The 18,250-nt window shown below is 43.9% G+C and carries 17 protein-coding genes; 6 read left to right on the forward strand and 11 right to left on the reverse strand.

Annotated features, from left to right (window positions below):
- Nucleotides 1-7: 7 nt before the first annotated feature.
- The 3 genes from ACTHRG_RS05500 to ACTHRG_RS05510 all read right to left on the reverse strand — a co-directional run bounded on the left by ACTHRG_RS05500 (nucleotide 8) and on the right by ACTHRG_RS05510 (nucleotide 3,559).
- Nucleotides 8-544 carry a GNAT family N-acetyltransferase gene (locus ACTHRG_RS05500; protein ID WP_440230808.1) on the reverse strand — a complete coding sequence of 179 codons (537 nt, stop codon included), beginning with the start codon at nucleotides 542-544 and terminating at the stop codon, nucleotides 8-10.
- 263 nt (nucleotides 545-807) lie between these two features.
- Nucleotides 808-2,166: a TldD/PmbA family protein gene (locus tag ACTHRG_RS05505; protein WP_440230809.1), complete on the reverse strand. Its 1,359-nt coding sequence runs from the start codon at nucleotides 2,164-2,166 to the stop codon at nucleotides 808-810.
- A 1-nt stretch (nucleotide 2,167) separates the two neighbouring features.
- Complete coding sequence (locus ACTHRG_RS05510) at nucleotides 2,168-3,559, reverse strand: TldD/PmbA family protein (protein ID WP_440230810.1); 1,392 nt, start codon at nucleotides 3,557-3,559, stop codon at nucleotides 2,168-2,170.
- Between the two features lie 126 nt (nucleotides 3,560-3,685).
- Here ACTHRG_RS05510 and ACTHRG_RS05515 point away from each other — a divergent pair, with 126 nt between their 5' ends.
- A complete protein-coding gene (locus tag ACTHRG_RS05515; RefSeq protein ID WP_440230811.1) occupies nucleotides 3,686-3,910 on the forward strand; it encodes a hypothetical protein in 225 nt (74 codons plus the stop codon).
- A gap of 662 nt (nucleotides 3,911-4,572) precedes the next feature.
- Here ACTHRG_RS05515 and cls read toward each other — a convergent pair.
- Nucleotides 4,573-6,084: a cardiolipin synthase gene (gene cls / locus ACTHRG_RS05520; protein ID WP_440230812.1), complete on the reverse strand. Its 1,512-nt coding sequence runs from the start codon at nucleotides 6,082-6,084 to the stop codon at nucleotides 4,573-4,575.
- 687 nt (nucleotides 6,085-6,771) lie between these two features.
- Entirely contained in the window at nucleotides 6,772-6,915 is a 144-nt protein-coding gene (locus ACTHRG_RS05525; RefSeq protein WP_440230813.1) for a hypothetical protein, read from the reverse strand.
- Between the two features lie 125 nt (nucleotides 6,916-7,040).
- Here ACTHRG_RS05525 and ACTHRG_RS05530 point away from each other — a divergent pair, with 125 nt between their 5' ends.
- Entirely contained in the window at nucleotides 7,041-7,538 is a 498-nt protein-coding gene (locus tag ACTHRG_RS05530) for a GNAT family N-acetyltransferase (protein ID WP_335687587.1), read from the forward strand.
- 70 nt (nucleotides 7,539-7,608) lie between these two features.
- Here ACTHRG_RS05530 and ggt read toward each other — a convergent pair whose 3' ends face one another.
- Complete coding sequence (gene ggt, locus ACTHRG_RS05535) at nucleotides 7,609-9,390, reverse strand: gamma-glutamyltransferase (RefSeq protein ID WP_440230815.1); 1,782 nt, start codon at nucleotides 9,388-9,390, stop codon at nucleotides 7,609-7,611.
- Between the two features lie 216 nt (nucleotides 9,391-9,606).
- Nucleotides 9,607-10,119 carry an acyl-CoA thioesterase gene (locus ACTHRG_RS05540; protein WP_076262791.1) on the reverse strand — a complete coding sequence of 171 codons (513 nt, stop codon included), beginning with the start codon at nucleotides 10,117-10,119 and terminating at the stop codon, nucleotides 9,607-9,609.
- A gap of 145 nt (nucleotides 10,120-10,264) precedes the next feature.
- On the opposite strand from ACTHRG_RS05540, the gene ACTHRG_RS05545 reads away from it, so the two are divergent.
- Together ACTHRG_RS05545 and ACTHRG_RS05550 are read left to right on the forward strand one after the other, a co-directional pair.
- A complete protein-coding gene (locus ACTHRG_RS05545) occupies nucleotides 10,265-10,837 on the forward strand; it encodes a TetR/AcrR family transcriptional regulator (protein ID WP_440230816.1) in 573 nt (190 codons plus the stop codon).
- Nucleotides 10,838-10,911: 74 nt separating this feature from the next.
- Nucleotides 10,912-11,862 carry an SDR family NAD(P)-dependent oxidoreductase gene (locus ACTHRG_RS05550; protein WP_440230817.1) on the forward strand — a complete coding sequence of 317 codons (951 nt, stop codon included), beginning with the start codon at nucleotides 10,912-10,914 and terminating at the stop codon, nucleotides 11,860-11,862.
- 10 nt (nucleotides 11,863-11,872) lie between these two features.
- Here ACTHRG_RS05550 and ACTHRG_RS05555 read toward each other — a convergent pair whose 3' ends face one another.
- Entirely contained in the window at nucleotides 11,873-12,811 is a 939-nt protein-coding gene (locus tag ACTHRG_RS05555) for a magnesium transporter CorA family protein (RefSeq protein ID WP_076262783.1), read from the reverse strand.
- 197 nt (nucleotides 12,812-13,008) lie between these two features.
- Between ACTHRG_RS05555 and ACTHRG_RS05560 the strand changes: the two genes are divergently transcribed.
- Nucleotides 13,009-13,272 (forward strand): hypothetical protein, encoded by a 264-nt coding sequence (locus ACTHRG_RS05560; RefSeq protein WP_076262781.1) that lies wholly within the window; start codon nucleotides 13,009-13,011, stop codon nucleotides 13,270-13,272.
- A gap of 57 nt (nucleotides 13,273-13,329) precedes the next feature.
- Nucleotides 13,330-14,004, forward strand: a complete 675-nt coding sequence (locus ACTHRG_RS05565) for a TrkA C-terminal domain-containing protein (RefSeq protein WP_076262778.1) — start codon at nucleotides 13,330-13,332, stop codon at nucleotides 14,002-14,004.
- 34 nt (nucleotides 14,005-14,038) lie between these two features.
- Here ACTHRG_RS05565 and ACTHRG_RS05570 read toward each other — a convergent pair whose 3' ends face one another.
- The 3 genes from ACTHRG_RS05570 to ACTHRG_RS05580 form a co-directional block, all read right to left on the reverse strand.
- Nucleotides 14,039-15,364 (reverse strand): polysaccharide biosynthesis protein, encoded by a 1,326-nt coding sequence (locus ACTHRG_RS05570; protein ID WP_440230818.1) that lies wholly within the window; start codon nucleotides 15,362-15,364, stop codon nucleotides 14,039-14,041.
- Between the two features lie 135 nt (nucleotides 15,365-15,499).
- A complete protein-coding gene (locus tag ACTHRG_RS05575; RefSeq protein WP_076262774.1) occupies nucleotides 15,500-16,867 on the reverse strand; it encodes a YjiH family protein in 1,368 nt (455 codons plus the stop codon).
- Between the two features lie 12 nt (nucleotides 16,868-16,879).
- Nucleotides 16,880-18,199: an aspartate aminotransferase family protein gene (locus ACTHRG_RS05580; protein WP_076262772.1), complete on the reverse strand. Its 1,320-nt coding sequence runs from the start codon at nucleotides 18,197-18,199 to the stop codon at nucleotides 16,880-16,882.
- Between the last annotated feature and the right edge of the window lie 51 nt (nucleotides 18,200-18,250).

Raw genomic sequence — 18,250 nt, forward strand, 5'->3', positions numbered from 1 at the left:
GGCTCCCTTACCCGGTGTATTCCTCACGCAGAATGGCATAGTAGGTCAAATCCACCGGCCTTCCATCTCTTATTGCATGCTGCCGCAAAATCCCTTCATGCTTCATTCCTGACTTCTCCATAATCCTCCATGATCCAGGATTGTCCGTAAAGGCAAGAGCATAAATCCGGTTATGGTTCAGTTCTTCAAATCCGTACTTAATAACTGCCCTGGCAGCCTCTGTACCATACCCTTTGCCCCAGAAAGGCTTGCCGATCCAATAGCCGATCTCCGCCCTTCTATTAGCATTAGTGCCTATAATATTGATGAGTCCTATTAAGCCATTATCCTCCTTTCTCGTAATAGCGAAAATCGCAATCTTACCGTTTCTCTCTGCTTCCAGGATGCCTGTAATAAACTCCCTTGCTCCCCCTTCAGGATAAGGATGGGGAATATTTAATGTCGTTTTTGCCACATCATAATCACTTGCGTATTCTTCTACCCTGGCTGCATCATCATGGGTAAGGCTGCGCAGAATCAGGCGGCTGGTTTCGAGGGTTTTCATCTTTTTGCCTCCTATTTTTGTTTATCAGCAGAGTTTCTATTTTCCGAAAAGAAAATCCTTTATTTTTCCTGCTGACTTTTCAGCTTATTATTTATATCTGACAAATTTTTAAATATATCTTGCAACCCTTTTGATATATCTAACATCTCTTAAGGTTTATCTAACATTGCTTAAGATTTATCTAACATGTTTTATAGTTTATCCTGCATCCCGCAGAATGAAGAAAGCACACCACCTGCGAAGTGGTGTGCCATCCCGTTTATTTATTCAACCGTCACAGCCAGCTCCCTGATTAATAGAGATGGGGAGCCAATGTAGCCTGTGGCCATGAAACCCAACGAAAACTCCAAGTCTGAACCGATGGCTTCAATATTATTTAACAGCTCATAGAAGTTTCCGGCAATCGTCATTTGGTTTACGGCATTTTGCACTTTTCCATCTTTGACATAATAGCCGTTAGCCGCAATGGAAAAGTCCCCTGATACGGTATTGGCACCGGAATGGAGGCCGGATAATTCGGTTATGATGATACCCTCTGAGAGCGAAGATACCAGCTCATCATAGCTTTGATCGGATGGATTGACGTAAAGATTCGTTGGAGCTACCGTCAAAGTGCCCTTATAAGAAGCTTTATAGGCATTGCCTGTCGATTCCACACCATCTTTTTGTGCTGTTTTGCGGTTATGCATCAAGGTAATAAGCCTGCCGTCTTTCACAATATCTTTTCTGGCAGTGGCAACCCCTTCGCTGTCAAAATTAGAACTGAGCAGACCTTCTTCTAAAAATGGGTCATCTACGATATTCAATGATGCCACAGCAATGCTTTCACCCGTTTTCCCCTTAAGAGCCGATTGCCCTTTTTGGGTGTTTTCCGCTGAAAAAATCGGGATGTATGTCTGCAGCAGGGCGCCGGCGGCATCGTTTCTCAGCAGAACAGGGTAGTTTTTGCTTTCAGCACTCCTGGCATCCAGCTGTGATAATGCTTCTTCTACTGCATGCCTAGCTATTTCCTCCGGATTCAAGATCGAAAAGTCTCTCGTAAACTTGGAGTATTCACCATTTTTCACCTGATCTCCCTGCTTTACGATGACTGATACATAAATGCCGGCATGATTGTTCTTTTCGCTGAGATGCAGGCCTTTGCTGTTGAGAAGAACCCTTTCTGTTTCACCGCTGCGCAGCATGAAATAATCGGTCCCGGTTACCCGCTCATCATAGGCATAGATGTGCTTTTCTATTTGCTTAAGCAAATTTATTTTTTCAGCAATCGTAACTTCCGCAAGACTGCTTGAATAGTAGCTTCCAGACTCATACTTTTCGCTGCCGGCAAAGATTTCTTCCTGTACTTCATCCTCAATAAATTGAGAGTTTTCCTTCGCATTCCCGATCAGAAAAGACAGGGATTCCTCATCCAGTTTTTCCGTAAAAGCATAGCCCATCCTGCCTTCGTAAAGGCCTCGGAAGGAGGTTCCGAACACTTCGGAAGTGTCGTAAGAATCGATTTCCCCTTTGAAAAGCTCGCAGGCGAACTTTTCCTCTCTCTCATAATAAAGCTCCATATCTGTGAAACCATGCTGCCCGCCAAGCTGAAAGAGCTTTTCCTTAAATTCCTGCAGGTTCATATTATTCGCCTCCCTTTGTTCCGCCAACAGTCATTTCGCTTACGCGGATCATCGGCTGGCCAACATTGACAGGAATGCTTCCGCTCTGTGAACCGCACATGCCAGCACCATGGTCCAGGTTATTTCCCACCATATCAACCAGCTGGAGTGTTTTCGGGCCATTCCCTATTAACGTAGCACCCTTTAACGGCTTGCCGATTTTTCCGTCTTTTACGAGATACGCTTCCATGACGGCAAAGTTGTAATCGCCCGTTGTGGTATTGACCTGGCCGCCGCCCATGTATTTAGTATAAATTCCATACTCTGTATTTGAGACGATTTCTTCCGGAGTGGACTTGCCGTTTGCAATGTACGTATTGGTCATTCTCGAAGTCGGTGCAAAGCGGTAGGACTGCCGCCTTCCCGATCCTGTCGATTCCATGCCCATCCTGCGTCCGCCGAATTTATCAATCAAGTAACCTTTTAAAATTCCATTTTCAATCAGGACATTTTTACGCGCCTTTTCGCCTTCATCATCGATCGTAATCGATCCCCACTCATTGGCAAGCGTGCCGTCATCAATGTATGTAACGACATTCGAGGCCACTTTTTCGCCGATCCGGTTTGCAAAAACAGAGTTTTCCTTCGCTACAGATGTAGCTTCAAGGCCATGTCCGCAAGCTTCGTGGAAAATAACCCCGCCGAATTCATTATCGATGATCACAGGGAACTTCCCGCTTGGACAAGGGTCTGCCCCAAGCATCGTAACGGCAATGCGGGATGCTTCATTGGCGTAATGCTCCAAGTTCAGGTTTTCCATAAATTCAAAGCCTTTATGGGCTCCAGGTCCATAGAATCCAGGCTGCATTTGGTTTCCTTCTGCCGCAATCGACTGTATGGCAAGGCGGCTTCGCACCCGCCGGTCTTCAACAAATTTACCTTCGGAGTTTGCTATCAGCACATTCTGTTCTTCATCCAAATACCTGACCGTAACCTGCTGGATGCTGCTGTGATAGTTCTTCGCAATTTCATATGCCTTTTTCATGACATCTACTTTGCGGAGCTTCTCCACCTCGCGCGGATTCAGAGATATAGGATGTGCTGCCGGAATCATTTCTTTTTGCAGCTGTGCGGGCTGAATAATTTTTTCTCCACCGATCGCCTGGGCAGCATTGCCCGCAGCTTTCAGCAAACCTTCCTTCGACCCATCCGTTGTGTAAGCATACACACTCTGCAGCCCCTTAAACACGCGAATGCCGATCCCATAATCCCGGCCTGATAAGCTGCTCTCAATTTTCCCGCCCTGAAGCGCAAGGTTATTGGTGAAACGATCCTCAACAAATACTTCGGCAAAATCCCCGCCAGTGGCCAGAGCTGCCATAATTACATCATGAATGACTGATTGTGAAAGCATAGTGAACCCCCTTCTGTCTAACTTTTCAAACTATTCTAATCATACCGTACTGAACTTTATTTTAGTATGATTTTTTCCTTTTTTGACCAATAAGGAGGATGATTATGCCTCGGTCTGGAGACGTAAATGGGGGGGTTGCTTGTACCAGTGCTGGATCTATTTGCAGGTTTGGTTGGTCTATTTGTTAGTTCGGTTGGTCTATTTGCAAATTTGCTCATCTATTTGCAGATTCCGGGTCCCTATTTGCAGGTTCCGGGTCCCTATTTGCAGGTTCCGGGGCTCTATTTGCATTTTACCTATCTATTTGCAAGTTTGACTGGTCTATTTGCAGGCTTGTTCATCTATTTGTAATTTCGGTTGGTCTATTTGCAAATTTGCTCATCTATTTGCAGGTTCCGGGGCTCTATTTACATTTTACCTATCTATTTGCAAGTTTGACTGGTCTATTTGCAGGCTTGCTCATCTATTTGTAATTTCGGCTGGTCTATTTGCGGGCTTGCTCATCTATTTGCAGGTTCCGGGTTTCTATTTGCATTTACCTATTTATTTGCAAGTTTGGCTGGTCTATTTGCAAGTTCGCTCATCTATTTGTAATTTCGGTTGGTCTATTTGCAAATTTGCTGATCTATTTGCAGGTTCCGGATCTCTATTTGCATTTACCTATCTATTTGCAGGTTTGATTGGCCTATTTGCAAGTTTGCTCATCTATTTGTAATTTCGGTTGGTCTATTTGCGGGCTTGCTCATCTATTTGCAGGTTCCGGGTTTCTATTTGCATTTACCTATCTATTTGCAAGTTGGGCTGGTCTATTTGCAAGTTCGCTCATCTATTTGTAATTTCGGCTGGACTATTTGCAAATTTGCTCATCTATTTGCAGGTTCCGGATCTCTGTTTGCATTTTACCTATCTATTTGCAAATTCCACTATTCTATTTGCAAGTCCCCTCTTCTATTTGCAGATTATAAAAGCAGCACCCCTCCACACAAAAAAAGTGCCACATCAATGGCACTTTTTTACAACACCCCTGAAAACAGCCGGGCAAATGATTCCTTCGACCTTTCCGCCAATCCCCGTTTATAATATTGGACGGGACTTAATTTCACACTTTCTTCCAGGTCCTCTTCATAGTGGGCGACAAGATCGCGGATGGAGCTTGTGCCGTATAAAAAGACATTAACTTCAAAGTTCAAGTGGAAGCTGCGCATATCCATGTTTGCCGTTCCAATGGAAGCGAGGATTCCGTCCACGATAATAATCTTCTGATGGAGAAAGCCTTTTTTATAGGAATAGATCTCGACACCATATCGAAGCAGTTCCGCAAAGTAGGACCGGCTTGCGTATTGCGTCAGGAAGCTGTCATTGATCTCAGGGACCAGGATGCGCACTTCCACTCCTTTAGCCGCCGCCACCCTCAACGCCGTACGAATCGATTCATCAGGGACAAAATAAGGTGTGGCAATCCAAATGGACCGTGTCGCGCAGGAAATCATTGAATAATACAGATCACTCATAATTCCCTGCTGTGTGTCAGGACCGCTGGCCACCACCTGCACCGCACCATCAAGCACATCATCATCAATCGGATACTTTACATCCCGGTATTCCTCCAGCACATCTTCCTTGCTGACATATTCCCAGTCCAGGAGAAAAACCGTATGCAATGTATACACTGCCTCCCCCTTGAGGAGCATGTGAGTATCACGCCAGAAGCCGATTTTTTCATTTTCGCCCAGGTATTCAACTCCCACATTCAGTCCGCCCACAAAGCCGACTTTCCCATCTATAACAACAATTTTGCGATGGTTTCTAAAGTTGAATTTCTGATTAAAAAAACCGTACTTCAGCGGAGAAAATGGCTTTACCTTAATGCCTGCATCCTCCATGGACTGCAGATCTTCCAATGTCATTCCCATGCTGCCTGCCGCATCAAAAATAAACAGCACTTCCACTCCCTGCCTGGCTTTGTCGATCAGGATATTGATGATTTCCTTGCCAAGCCTGTCAGACCGGAAAATATAATATTCCATATGGATAAACTCTTCTGCTTCACGCAGCTTTTTCTTGATTTCATTAAATGTCTCCTCGCCATTTTTAAGAATATTTGCCCGTGAATTGGTGCTCAGCGGGGTCAATGCCACATTATTGGCGAATTTAGCAAAGCAGTGCTGGCTGTCCTGCAGGAATGAAATATCAGGTGTTTCTTCCCTTTTCATCAGCCTTTTCCATTCATCCCTGTCCCGGCTTCTTTTGCTTTTAAATAAATAGCCTTTCAAATATAGCTGTCCGGAAAACAAGTAAAACAGATAACCGGCAACCGGAAAAAACACCAGCACATACATCCACAGCAAGGTCTGGTTAGGGCTGCGATTCTCGAGCATCAAGGAAATAGCGCTGATAAATATAACAGCTGCATAAAGCAGGACAGCACCGATTTTAATGGGTGAGGCGGCATCCGTGAAAAATATCATATACACTGATGCAATCAGGATAAATACAAATAAAGAGTCCACTCTTCTTTTTTTCATAGGCCACTTCTCCTAAAAAGGTTACAATATGTATGTTTTCCTTATACCCTTTTTGATGCCATATAGAAACCAGGCAACCTTAGCTTTTCCCATTTTCAGGTTAAGAAAGCATGATCCGGAAAAAAAGAAGAGCCTTGCTGAAATCGCAATGGCTATTGTCCCCCTCCGGTATAATGATTATCACCCATCGTATAATTCGAGCTCTCCCCCGGTTTTTCACTTGGGCTGATCCCTTTTTGCATTGTATTGTTTATCGCAGTCTAACGGGCAGTAAGACCCCCACTTCAAGACTCAGAGGAATCAAAGGAGGAAAGCGGGGGTCAAACTGCCCGTAAAGGCCCGATTGGTGAGATACAGTGAAACTTGCCGATGCGCAGCAGAGGCTTAGTTGAACCAATCGGGTTCGTAGTGTCGATTGATTGAAGCGCTAGTGGAGATCTTAGCGACACTAGAACGCGACTAACAATCAGTGGGGGATAAGGAACACCCCCACTGATTGAAGTTTCACTTTATCTTCTTTCTTCTGCGGTCAATGCAATAGGCGAAAACCAGAGTCGCAATAATTAAACCAAACAGCACTCCCATTCTGCTTCCCCCTTTTTATATGTATATTCAATATGCGTGAACCATTGCTTACAATTCAGCCCTAAAAAAAGAGAGCTACTCTTCATAGCTCCCTCTAAAAAATTACTTCCTCATAGTCTCCTGGTCCTTCAAACGGTTTTGCTGATCCGGCTTACGCTCCTGATCTTTTAACGACTGTTCTTGCTGCTGCCGGGAATCCTGCCCTTTTACAATCTCTTTTAAGTCCTTGTTGTTATCCTGTGTCATACTGATCCCTCCTGTACTTTTTTATCCTGTTCCCTTATCACAGCAAAGAAAAACAATTTTTGCTAAAGGATTTCGTCACAGTAAAGAGAATCTAAGGATGAGGAAAAAATAAAGGAGTGAACCTGATGGAAATTAGGCTTCTGCGCCCGGATGATGCTGAAATATACAAAGAGTTAAGATTAGAGGGATTAAAAAAGAATCCGGAAGCATTTGGTTCAAGCTATGAGGAGGAAGCGGGGAGGCCTCCTGAAGTGTATGGAGAAAGATTTAAGACAGAAAACTCCTTTCACTACGGCGCATTTGAAGACGGGAAGCTTATAGGTGTTGTCAGTCTAGTGAGAGATACCGGGTTAAAAATGAAGCACCGCACCAATATATATGCGATGTACGTGACAGAGTCCGCCCGAAAGAATGGTATCGGCAAGAGCCTTGTCAGCAAGGCTGTGGAAAAAGCCCGCTCATGGGACGGGGTGGAACAAATCCACCTGGCCGTCATGTCTGAAAATATGCCTGCTAAAAAGCTTTATGCATCTTTCGGCTTCGAGGTTTACGGCAAGGAGAGGCATGCACTGAAGATTGATGGCAAGTACTTTGATGAGGACCTGATGGCATTGTTTTTATAATATAAGAGGCAGCTTCCCCGCAGGATAAAAAGAATAGCACCTTATCAGCAAGGTGCTATTCTCATAAACTCTATTTTCTTTTCCCTTTCCCTTTCAAATCAACGCCAATGGCAGCTCCATTGCGGCTGGAGTCTGCTACACCTTTGAAAATACCTTTATCACGGTCAATCAAAATACTTTGGACGTTTCCAATTGTGGTCGGACTCGGACCGAAGTTATGCCCCATTCCGTTTAGCCTATTAATAGCTTCTGACGGAATGCCTTCCTCATAGCGGTAGGAATTCAGGTTATTGGTATAGATCCGCGGTTCCTCAACTGCTGCTTTTAGCTCCATATCATATTCAATGGCATAAAGGATGGTCTGCAGTACTGATGTAATAATCGTTGGGCCGCCTGGTGAACCGACTGTCAGGACAGGCTCTCCATCTTCAAAGACAATCGTCGGTGTCATCGAGCTTAAAGGACGCTTGTTTGGCTGGACTTCATTTGCCCCGCCTGGCACGGCATCAAAATCTGTCAGCTCATTATTCAGCATCAGCCCGTAGCCCGGAACCATGATTCCTGTTCCGAATACCTGTTCAATGGTTGTCGTATATGATACAACATTTCCCCATCTGTCCGTTACGGAAAAATGGGTAGTCTCACCGTATTGGCGGTCATTCGGCTGTTCAGCTGCCTCATAATTGGCTTGACTGTCCTCATATTTCCATGGATCGCCTGCTTCAGGATTTGGATTCACTTCATTCAGGCTGATCAGTTCCTGGCGCTCTTTAATGTAATCCGGGTGAAGGAGCCCATTGACCGGGACATTTACAAATTCCGGATCCCCTGCATAGACAGCGCGGTCTGCATAGGCAAGATGCATGGTCTCAGCAAGCAGGTGATATTTTTCCCAGGATTTTAAATCATATTGTGATAGATTGAAGTCATCCAAAATCTTCAGCATCTGCAGCAAAAATACTCCGCCAGAGCTTGGCGGCGGCATGCTCGCAATTTCATACCCCTGATAGTCTCCCCAAATAGGCTCGTCAATAGTTACATCATACTTTGCCAGATCTTCCGGTGTCATCGATCCTCCAAAATCCTGCACCACACCTGCAAGAGCGTCTGCTATTTTCCCGTTATAAAACGCGTCAGTTCCGCCAGAACGAATCATTTTAAGCGTTTTGGCAAGATCCTTCTGTACTAAACGGTCCCCTTCTTCAAGAGGTTTACCCTTAGGCAAAAACACTTTGCCGGCAGCCGTTCTGTCAAGCTTGTCCTGATTATCGGCAATCGCATCGGCTAATACAGAATCAATCGGAAAGCCTTTATCTGCCAGTTTAATCGCAGGACCGATCAGCTGCTGCATGGGGCGTGTTCCCCATTTTTCAAGAGCAGTTTCCAGCCCTTTCAATGTGCCTGGCACACCGACAGCCGTACCGCCAGTTGATCGCTCCGCAAATGGAATCGGATCTCCGTCTTCATCCAGGAACATATCCGGTGTGGCTCCGGCCGGGGCACGTTCGCGGCTGTTAATGATGGTGGTTTCTTTCGTTTTTCCATCATAGACCATCATGAAGCCCCCGCCGCCAATTCCGGACATCATCGGTTCCACCACATTGAGGGCAAACTGGACCGCGACAGCCGCATCGATGGCATTACCGCCCTTTTTCAAAACATCTGCCCCAATTTTTGAGGCAAGCGGATGAGCTGAAGCCACCATTCCATCCCTGCCTACATCAACCTGGCTATATCCGCCATAGCCATCATCATGCTTCGGCTTTTTCGCCTGCCCGGTTAACGGTATGGTTCCGGCAACCAGTAAAATACTTAAAAGCATGAGAATACTAGCTTTCAAAAATCTTTTCATAATCTTCCTCCTTCAGTATGGTTCTACACGTCTAACTTAAGAGGAAGGAAAAGGATAATCAAGAAATAAGAGTTAATATTCTGAAAGTTAAGTCTATTTTACTAGATGCTGGTGTGTAAAAAGGTGGAATTATTCTTCCGGATGGGAAAATATGAGGGGGCAGTTTTTAATCGGGGAGAAACGCTCCCCCCGATATTCTGTTATAGGTTTTGTTATCTACCAGGGCAGGTCTGCACCATATGTCTTTGCTCTGGCTTCACTGTCCTTTCTCCGCTTTTTGCGGAATTCCGCCCGTTCTTTTGCTGTTTCATATAAGCTCTTTTCTTCGTCTGTCTCAGGCACGACTGCCGGCACCGGAGCAGGCTTTCCATTCTCGTCAACCGCAACCATTGTCAAAAAGGACATCGCACACACATTTCGATCGCCAGTCAGCAGGTCTTCTGCAATTACTTTTACGAAAATCTCCATAGATGTCCGGCCTGTATAGGTCACAAACGCCTCCAGGCAGACTGAATTGCCTTCATAAACCGGATGAAGAAAGTCAACAGAGTCTGTAGATGCGGTTACGACATTTCTTCTTCCATGCCTCATCGCCGCGATGGCTGCCACATCATCAATATAAGCCATTAGCTTGCCGCCAAATAATGTTCCATATGTATTCGTGTCCGGCGGAAGCACGATGCTTGTTTTTACCGTAAAAGATTCTCTGCAGGTTTTTGTTTCATTCATGTTGTTCCCTCCTGTTTTAATAAAGCATATCAAAAGCTGATGGCTAATAAAAATAATTTGGATAGATATTAAAAAAATATTGCCAAAAATACCCTCTTTATCATATAATTTTATTGACCAGTGTTCAATAACGAAAGGTGATTCCATGAGCCCAAGAAAATCAGCCCAAGACGAACTAACAAAAGAAGCAATTATTTCTGTAGCACGTGATCTGTTTGTTCAGGAAGGATATGCCGCAGCATCCATGAGAAAAATTGCGGACACCCTTCACTGCAGCCATGGTGCCATCTATTATCATTTCAAAAATAAGGCTCAATTATTTTACGAAATGGTTGAAGCCGATTTTCAAAAGCTCGACCAGGTCCTCGACAGTGTGCTGAAAGAATCTGCAGATACCAATGAACAGAAGCTTTTCAGCATTTTTTACCGTTATATTCAATTTGGCCTGACCCATCAAAAGCATTATGAGCTGATGTTTTTAATTCGGGATGATGATGTGAAAAGCTATCTGAATGAAGGGCCAAATAAAAGCTACCTGCATTTTGCGCAAGCGATTAATTCACTCGCTCCAAAAACTCTTTCCATAAAGGATATTTGGTCTGTATTTTTAAGCTTGCACGGCTTTGTCACGCATTATTGCAGATCGGAAACGACATTTGAAGAAGTGAAGGAACTCGCCTCTTCACATGCGCAATTTTTAATAAAAGCCATTTATTAAAGAAATGACATCCATTTCTTTAATTTTTCCCTTTAATTGAACAGTGGTTAATAAATTAAAAAGGATGATGAAGAATGATAAAAACAGCTGCAGTGTTAGGAGCAACAGGCGGAATGGGCTATGCTTTAACAGAGGCATTATGCCGCAGAAATATAAAAACTATTGCCTTTGCCAGGTCTGAAGAAAACCTGCTTAACTTCAAGGAAGACTGGGGACCAAGTGCGATTATCCATCCAGGGGATGCACTGAATCCAGAGGATATTGAAAAGGCAGTGTCAGAAGCGGATGCCGTTTTTCATACCATCAATATTCCTTACCCTGACTGGGATCCCGCACTCTCAATTATATTAGATAATATCCTGCACGCATGCCGCAAACATCAAAAGCCTTTTATTTATGCTGATAATATATATTCCTATGGCCTTCAATCCAGCCCTGCTGCCGAAGTTTCTCCCAAGAATCCGCACACTAAAAAAGGCAAGCTGCGCCAAACCTTAATTGAGATGATAAAAAACTCAGGCGTGCCATACATCATTGCCCACTTCCCTGACTTTTACGGCCCACATACAGGAAACACACTCTTACACTATACACTCAGCCAGATTATTGAAAAAAATAAAGGCATGTTTGTCGGCAAAACCGATATTCCAAGAGAATTCATCTATATTAAGGATGGAGCAGAAGCTTTAGCCGAACTTTCATTAAATGAAACCTCATACGGCGAAGTCTGGAATATCCCTGGTGCAGGGACCATAACTGGTGAAGAAATAGCCAGTATTGTTTCTAGCCATCTAAATAGAGGCGTTACCTTCACACCTGTCCATAAGTGGATGATTCGTGCCATCGGTGTTTTTGATCCCATGATGAGGGAATATACGGAATTGATGTATTTGAATCAGACTCCTGTTATTTTGGACGGCAGTAAATATGAAGCGAGAATCGGCACTCTCCCTCAAACACCATACGAGACTGGAATTAAAATGACACTGGATCATTTATTAAACGAAAGGAATGCCGTTGTTTAACGGCATTCCTTTATTTGAAGAATGAATTTTTCTTCTTTCCCCTCAGGATATCACCCATCCAGCCTTTTTTCACGAGCATGATATAAAGGGCTGCGGTAGAAGCAATGATAATGATAATGGAGAACAAATAACCATACTTCCATTCCAGTTCGGGCATAATTTTGAAGTTCATGCCCCAGAGCGCTCCCCAGGTTGCAATCGGAGTCATAAGAGTGGTAATAACAGTGAGTGTCTTCACAATTTCATTTCCCCTGTGCATGGATACCATCTCTTCAAAATTCACGAGGTCATCAATTTCTTGCTGAAACTCACGCACCAGCGTATACCCTCTTTCAATCCGCTTGCAGGTTCTTTTAAATTCAGTTCCTTCTGTAACATCTTCACCAAAGGTTTCTTCTACACCAAGCCTGATTTCCTTAACAGGAATCATAATATTTTTCCACACGAGAATCTGGTGGCGCAGCTCATAGATTTCTTCCAGGCGATTAATATTATTCTTATCTTTTATTTTCCATAAAAGGTCATTTAAACGTACTTCAAACTTATCAATCTTCTTAATGTTATCGCTCAGGATTTCACCTAAAATCACAAAAAATCCATCAATGGCGTTGTTCGTATAATCCATTTTATTTAAAAGCAGTGATTCATCAGACTGAATGACAGTCGAATCAAAGTCCACAGTGAGGAGAAAATCCCTTGTCAGAAAATAGTGAAACAAACTATTTTCATGCTGCTCGTTCGTTGTCTGCTGATAAATGAGTGAGCCGCTGATAAACTCCTTTTTGCGGACGCAGGTATCTATTTCCATTACATTTGTTTTGTTCTCGGAAGTGTTTTTGGCCCATTTCTGCAATGCTTCTTTATAGTCGCCAGCTTCATTAAAGTCTATTTCATCCAAATGATCGTAACGGTGCCATGTCCAATTATCCTCATTATATTCTTTTTCCATCCCATCTTCCTCCTAAAACGCTCTTTTATCTATATCATCATACTTCCCTGCTTAAAGGCTGAATAAAACCTTGTTGAAAGAGTAATTTCTTCTAGTATTGGAAACAATGTTAAAAGTACTTCATGTTTGCTTCTGATTATGCCGGGTAAATATAGAGCAAGAAAGACAATCAAATTTTTTAGAGGAGGAGCATAAACATGAATTCTCGTCCATTAAATCCATATCTGTTAGCCGGTGTTGGAATTACAAGCATTTTATTACTAGCAAGCAAAAACAATCGAAATAAAGTTCAGTCTCTTGCAGTTAAAATGAAAGGCATGCTGCCTGAACGCTTTTTAAACGAAACAGTGCCAACAGAAAAGCTGGGTCACCCGGACCCTCATAATATTGAAGATAATAAAATGGTTGATGAAGGTGCCATGTATTCAGTAAATTACTATAATGAAACTGTTCAGCAATGACCTAAGGACTAACTCCTTAGGTTTTTTACATAAATCTGAATTTTCGGAGGAAGCAAGATGGGTGTTCTTTTCATCCTGATTTATTTGGGAATCGTATTAGCTGTTATTGAAATCCATACTCTTATTTTCACCTATACAGGGCTTGATAAGCATATTGCCAGATTTCAGGTGATCAGCATGCTTACAGGCACCGGCTTTACAACCGGGGAATCGGAACTCATCATTGACCATCCGATCCGCAGAAGGTTCGGAGCTTTTCTAATTTTATTTGGCGCCTTTTCATTGGCAGTCATTATTTCTGCAATCAGCAATATCCTTTCAGATGAATTTTATACTTCCAAGATCTCATTCGTGGCAGCAGCCCTGGTCCTAATTATCATTATTTTAAGGCTCCCCAAGGTACGGGATTATCTTCCAGGTAAATTGGAGCATGAACTCGAAGAACATTATGATTTTCGTGATCTTCCGATAAGGGAGGCTCTTCTCACGGAAGATAATGATCATGTCCTGGACTATTTTATTGACGAAGAATGTGAGTTTATTGGTAAAGAGCTGGGGGATATTATCGACGAGGATGAAGATATTAATGTGCTATTTATCCAGAGAGGCGATGTAAAAATCAGAAAAGAGCGGCTTGTTACGGAACTGCAGGAAGGCGACCATATTGTTTTATATGGAGAAGAACAAACAATTGAGGATAAGTTTGGTCCTAAACAGGATAAAGAAGATTAAAGCATCCCCATCGTGGAGATGCTTTTTTGCCGCTTCAGTTAAACTGCTTTGCCGGCGACAGATAGAGTGTCAGACCAATTTTTTTGCATACTGTTACATAATGCATCATCGCCAGGAGAACAGCGCCCATATTCATTCCCACAATAATTCCGTCCATCTGCAGGCTGTGCATCGAGCCAAGCACAAACATGGCCGAGAAAGAAACAACGGTTGACCAGACGGAATGATAGAACGCATCCTTCATCAGACCCAGTCCGATTAAATAGGCCTGCATCGGGATAATGAAAAAGTGGAGCAGGAAGAATGGCCAAAGCAGCTGTAAATATACGGCTGCATCTGTGGAGTGAAAAAACATCTCGGTCAGCGGCTGTGCAAAGAAATAGAAAAAAACAACCGATGGAATCCCATATAAAAAGGTGACAAAAAACACCTGCTGAAGAAGTCTCCGAAGCTCCCCCAGATTATGATCAGCATACTCTTTGGAGACTGTCGGGATCAGCATGATTAAAAAGGAATGGGCTATAAAGGATGGAAAAAAACCAATGGTCATGGCGACACCGGCGAGCATCCCAAAATGTTCTGTTGCAACTTCGCCGGGCACTCCTGCTTTTAAGAGAGCCGCCTTGATTAAAAATGGCTGAACAGCATGTGTCAGGGCATGAAAGACCCTTAAAGCCGTTGTCGGAACAGACACAGAGATGAGATTCTGCCTCACACTTTTTCCGCTGACATAGTCAGATGGCTCTTTTTTAATCCGCTGATACTGAATAATAAACATATTCAGCAAGTATAGAAAAACAACAATCTCACTTCCTACAAACGTACAAAAAGCAATAAAGACCGCTGTATTGACATCAAATTGAAAGGCCTGATAAAGCACAACGAGCAGCAGGAGCTGAATGGATTTGCGCAGAAAATTGGATGCTGCAATTTTTCCCATTTGATGCTTGCCCATGAAAAAACCCCTGGCAATCGAGGAAAAGGACACGATGGGAATGAAGCCGATCACAACCCATCTCAAGAGAGGGTGGTACTCGTTAAATACACTGATAAACGGAATAATAATCGCTGCAGCCGGCACCAAAACGGCTGTAAAGATAATGGTCAGCTTGATGACATGATGAAGCATGCTGAGATGATACCTTTTATCTTTTTCGGCAATGAATTTGGAAATCGAGATCGGAAGCTCAAAACTGGCCAGCAGCACGATCAGAAATATGGTCGGCAAAATCGACATATACATGCCGAGTCCCCTCTCCCCCAGTTCCCGGGCGAGCACCATATTCACCACAAACTCTATACATTCGCTTGCAAAAGCAGCCAGTGCAAGCAATATGACTCCTTTGAAGAATTTACTCATTGCGCCTCTCCTTATATAATGCAGATTCTATATAAGATATGAGACATGCCCCGATAATATATTGCCCTTTTGGAACTTTTAAGAAAATTAATATAACGAAAAGGAGAGCTGGCAATATGCAGCCCCCCCTCTCAACTAAAATACAAAAACATGTGCAATCAGTACAATAACAGGTAAAGTAATGATCGTTCTTTCGATAAAAATAACGAATAAATCCATAAAGCTCAGGGGAATATTTGAACGCAGGATCAGAATCCCGATTTCCGACATGTATACTAATTGCGTTAATGACAGGCCTGCCACAACGAATCTTGTCAACTCGCTCTCAATTCCGCTTCCTATAACAGCAGGAAGGAACATATCAGCAAAGCCGACAAGCATAGTCTGCGCCGCAGCACCTGCTTCCGGCAATTGCATAAACTCTAATACCGGAATGAGCGGGTAAGAAATAAACTTAAATGCAGGCGTGTATTCCGCAATGATCAGGGCCGCTGCTCCCAGGCTCATCACAAGCGGAATCAGGCCCATCCAAATATCCAGAACAGTTTCAATGCCATTGGTTAAAAGCTTTTTGGGACCCGGAGCATTCCTTGCTTTATCAATTGCCTGCTCCCATCCCCATTTCAATTTCGAAACCCCTTCCGGAATGGTTTCATCTATCTGCTGTCCTACCGGTTCATAATAAGTATCCGGCTTCCGGGATAATGGCGGTATTCTTGGCATAATCAATGCTGCCACGACACATGCGGCAGAAACGGTTAAGTAAAAAGGGATGAATAAATGGCCAAGGCCAACAACATTCGCAACGACAAGACTGAAAGCCACAGACGCAATCGAGAAGGTTGTCGCAATGACCGCTGCTTCTCTTTTTGTGTAAAAGCCTTCATCATATTGCTTCGTTGTTACCAATACACCGACTGTTCCGGCACCCATCCAGGACGCGAGGCAATCGATGGAGGACCGTCCGGGAAGTGTAAAAAATGGCCTCATAAATTTCTGGACAAGCGCCCCAATGAACTCCATTAAACCAAACTCCACTAAAAGCGGCAGAAGGATGCCGGCAAACAGGAACCACGTAAGCAAAACGGGAGCCAGGTCGTAGAGAACCACTCCGCCTGTATTCCGCGACCAGATAAACTCAGGACCGATTTCATAAAAAGTCATGATTCCCACTGCGAATCCGAGGACTCTCATGGTCAACCCAAATTTCCCGGTATCAAATAACCCTTTTAAAAACTTATTATCCAGTATAAATGCCGGCTTTGCTGTTTTTGCCAGGATGGATAGAAAAACGGATAATCCTAAAATAATAATGATAATGGCAGGCATCTGCTCACTGAACGCTTTGCCTAAAAGAGAGGCTAAAATACCGACACCAATCGTGACGTCTCCCTGAAATTTAACTGGAACCAGAAATAGGAGCGACCCAATTAAAGATGGGATAATAAATTTCCAATACTCTCCTGTGACGGCTTGCGGCTTAACCCTTGTCTCAGCTTTCATTCTATTACCTCCTTATGATTTGGAAACAACTGCTTCATGTTCCATAAGTGCTTCTTCCAATATTCTCAGACCCTGATCAATTTGCTCCTTTGTCACAACAAGCGGCGGAATCATCCGAATTACTTCCCCTGAATTTCCGCAGAGATAAAAGAGGACTCCCTTATCAAGAGAAGAATTCAGGATGTCCATTACCGCGTTTCCATCCGGTTTTCCGGTTTGCGGGTCGATGATTTCAATGCCGATCATCAGCCCCAGACCTCTGACACTGCCAATTGCAGGATGTTCGGCTTTCAAAGCCTGTAATTTCTGTAATGCATACTCTCCCATTTGCTTTGCGTTTTCCAAAAGATTCTCCGTTTTTAGGACTTCAAGAGAGGCCAATGCTGCAGAACAGGCAATCGGATTGCCGCCAAAGGTTGTTCCATGGGCACCCAGCGGCCATTTTTCCATCAATTCCTTCGAAGCTGCAGTTGCGCTTAACGGCAGTCCTGCCGCAATTCCTTTTGCAATCGCCATGATATCCGGCACCACATCAAATGCCTGGGCGGCAAACCATTCCCCAGTACGCCCAAAGCCGGTTTGCACTTCATCAAATATCAGCAGGATTCCATGCCGGTCACAAATTTCCCTGATCTTCTGCAGCCATTTCTTCGGAGGAATGATATAGCCGCCTTCCCCGAGAACCGGTTCAATGATCATGCAGGCAACCTCTTCCGGGTCAACCTGATGCTTGAAGAGTGTTTCAGCGTCCTTTTCCAGTTTTCTTGGGAAGTACTCCTCAGGATCTTCGCCAAAAGGACAATCCCGCTCATCCGCATATGGAAGCTGATAGGTCAGCCAGGACGGCTGCTGAAACTTGCGGTATTTGCTCTTGGATGTGGATACACTCAGCGCTCCCATCGACCTTCCATGGAAACAGCCTGTGAAGGAAACAACATAGGGCCTCCGCGTGACATACTTTGCAAGCTTAATAGCTCCTTCGATTGCTTCAGTCCCGCTGTTCGCAAAGAAAAAGCAATCCAGATTTCCCGGTGTAATTTTTCCAAGCTCCTCTGCGAGCCGCAAAATCGATTCATAGATGATAACGCCTGACGGGCCGTGCACCAAATGGTCTGCACTGTCTTTAATGGCCTGTACAACCTTTGGATGACGATGCCCGACATTTTCCACTGCAATGCCTGATGTAAAATCCAAATACTCTTTTCCATCGACACCGTAGTAATAGCAGCCTTCCGCCTTGACCACCGGCAAATTCGGATGATCCTTTGCCATGCTTGGCGCCAATAGGTTTGAAATGTTTCCGACAAGATGACTCCAATTTTCTCCGTTCATACTTTTCCCTCCTGAATACTGCATAGATGTAATGGTTATGTTTTCTCTGCT

It is taken from the genome of Cytobacillus sp. SAFR-174 (genome assembly GCF_051964675.1).
Lineage (GTDB): Bacteria > Bacillota > Bacilli > Bacillales > Cytobacillaceae > Cytobacillus.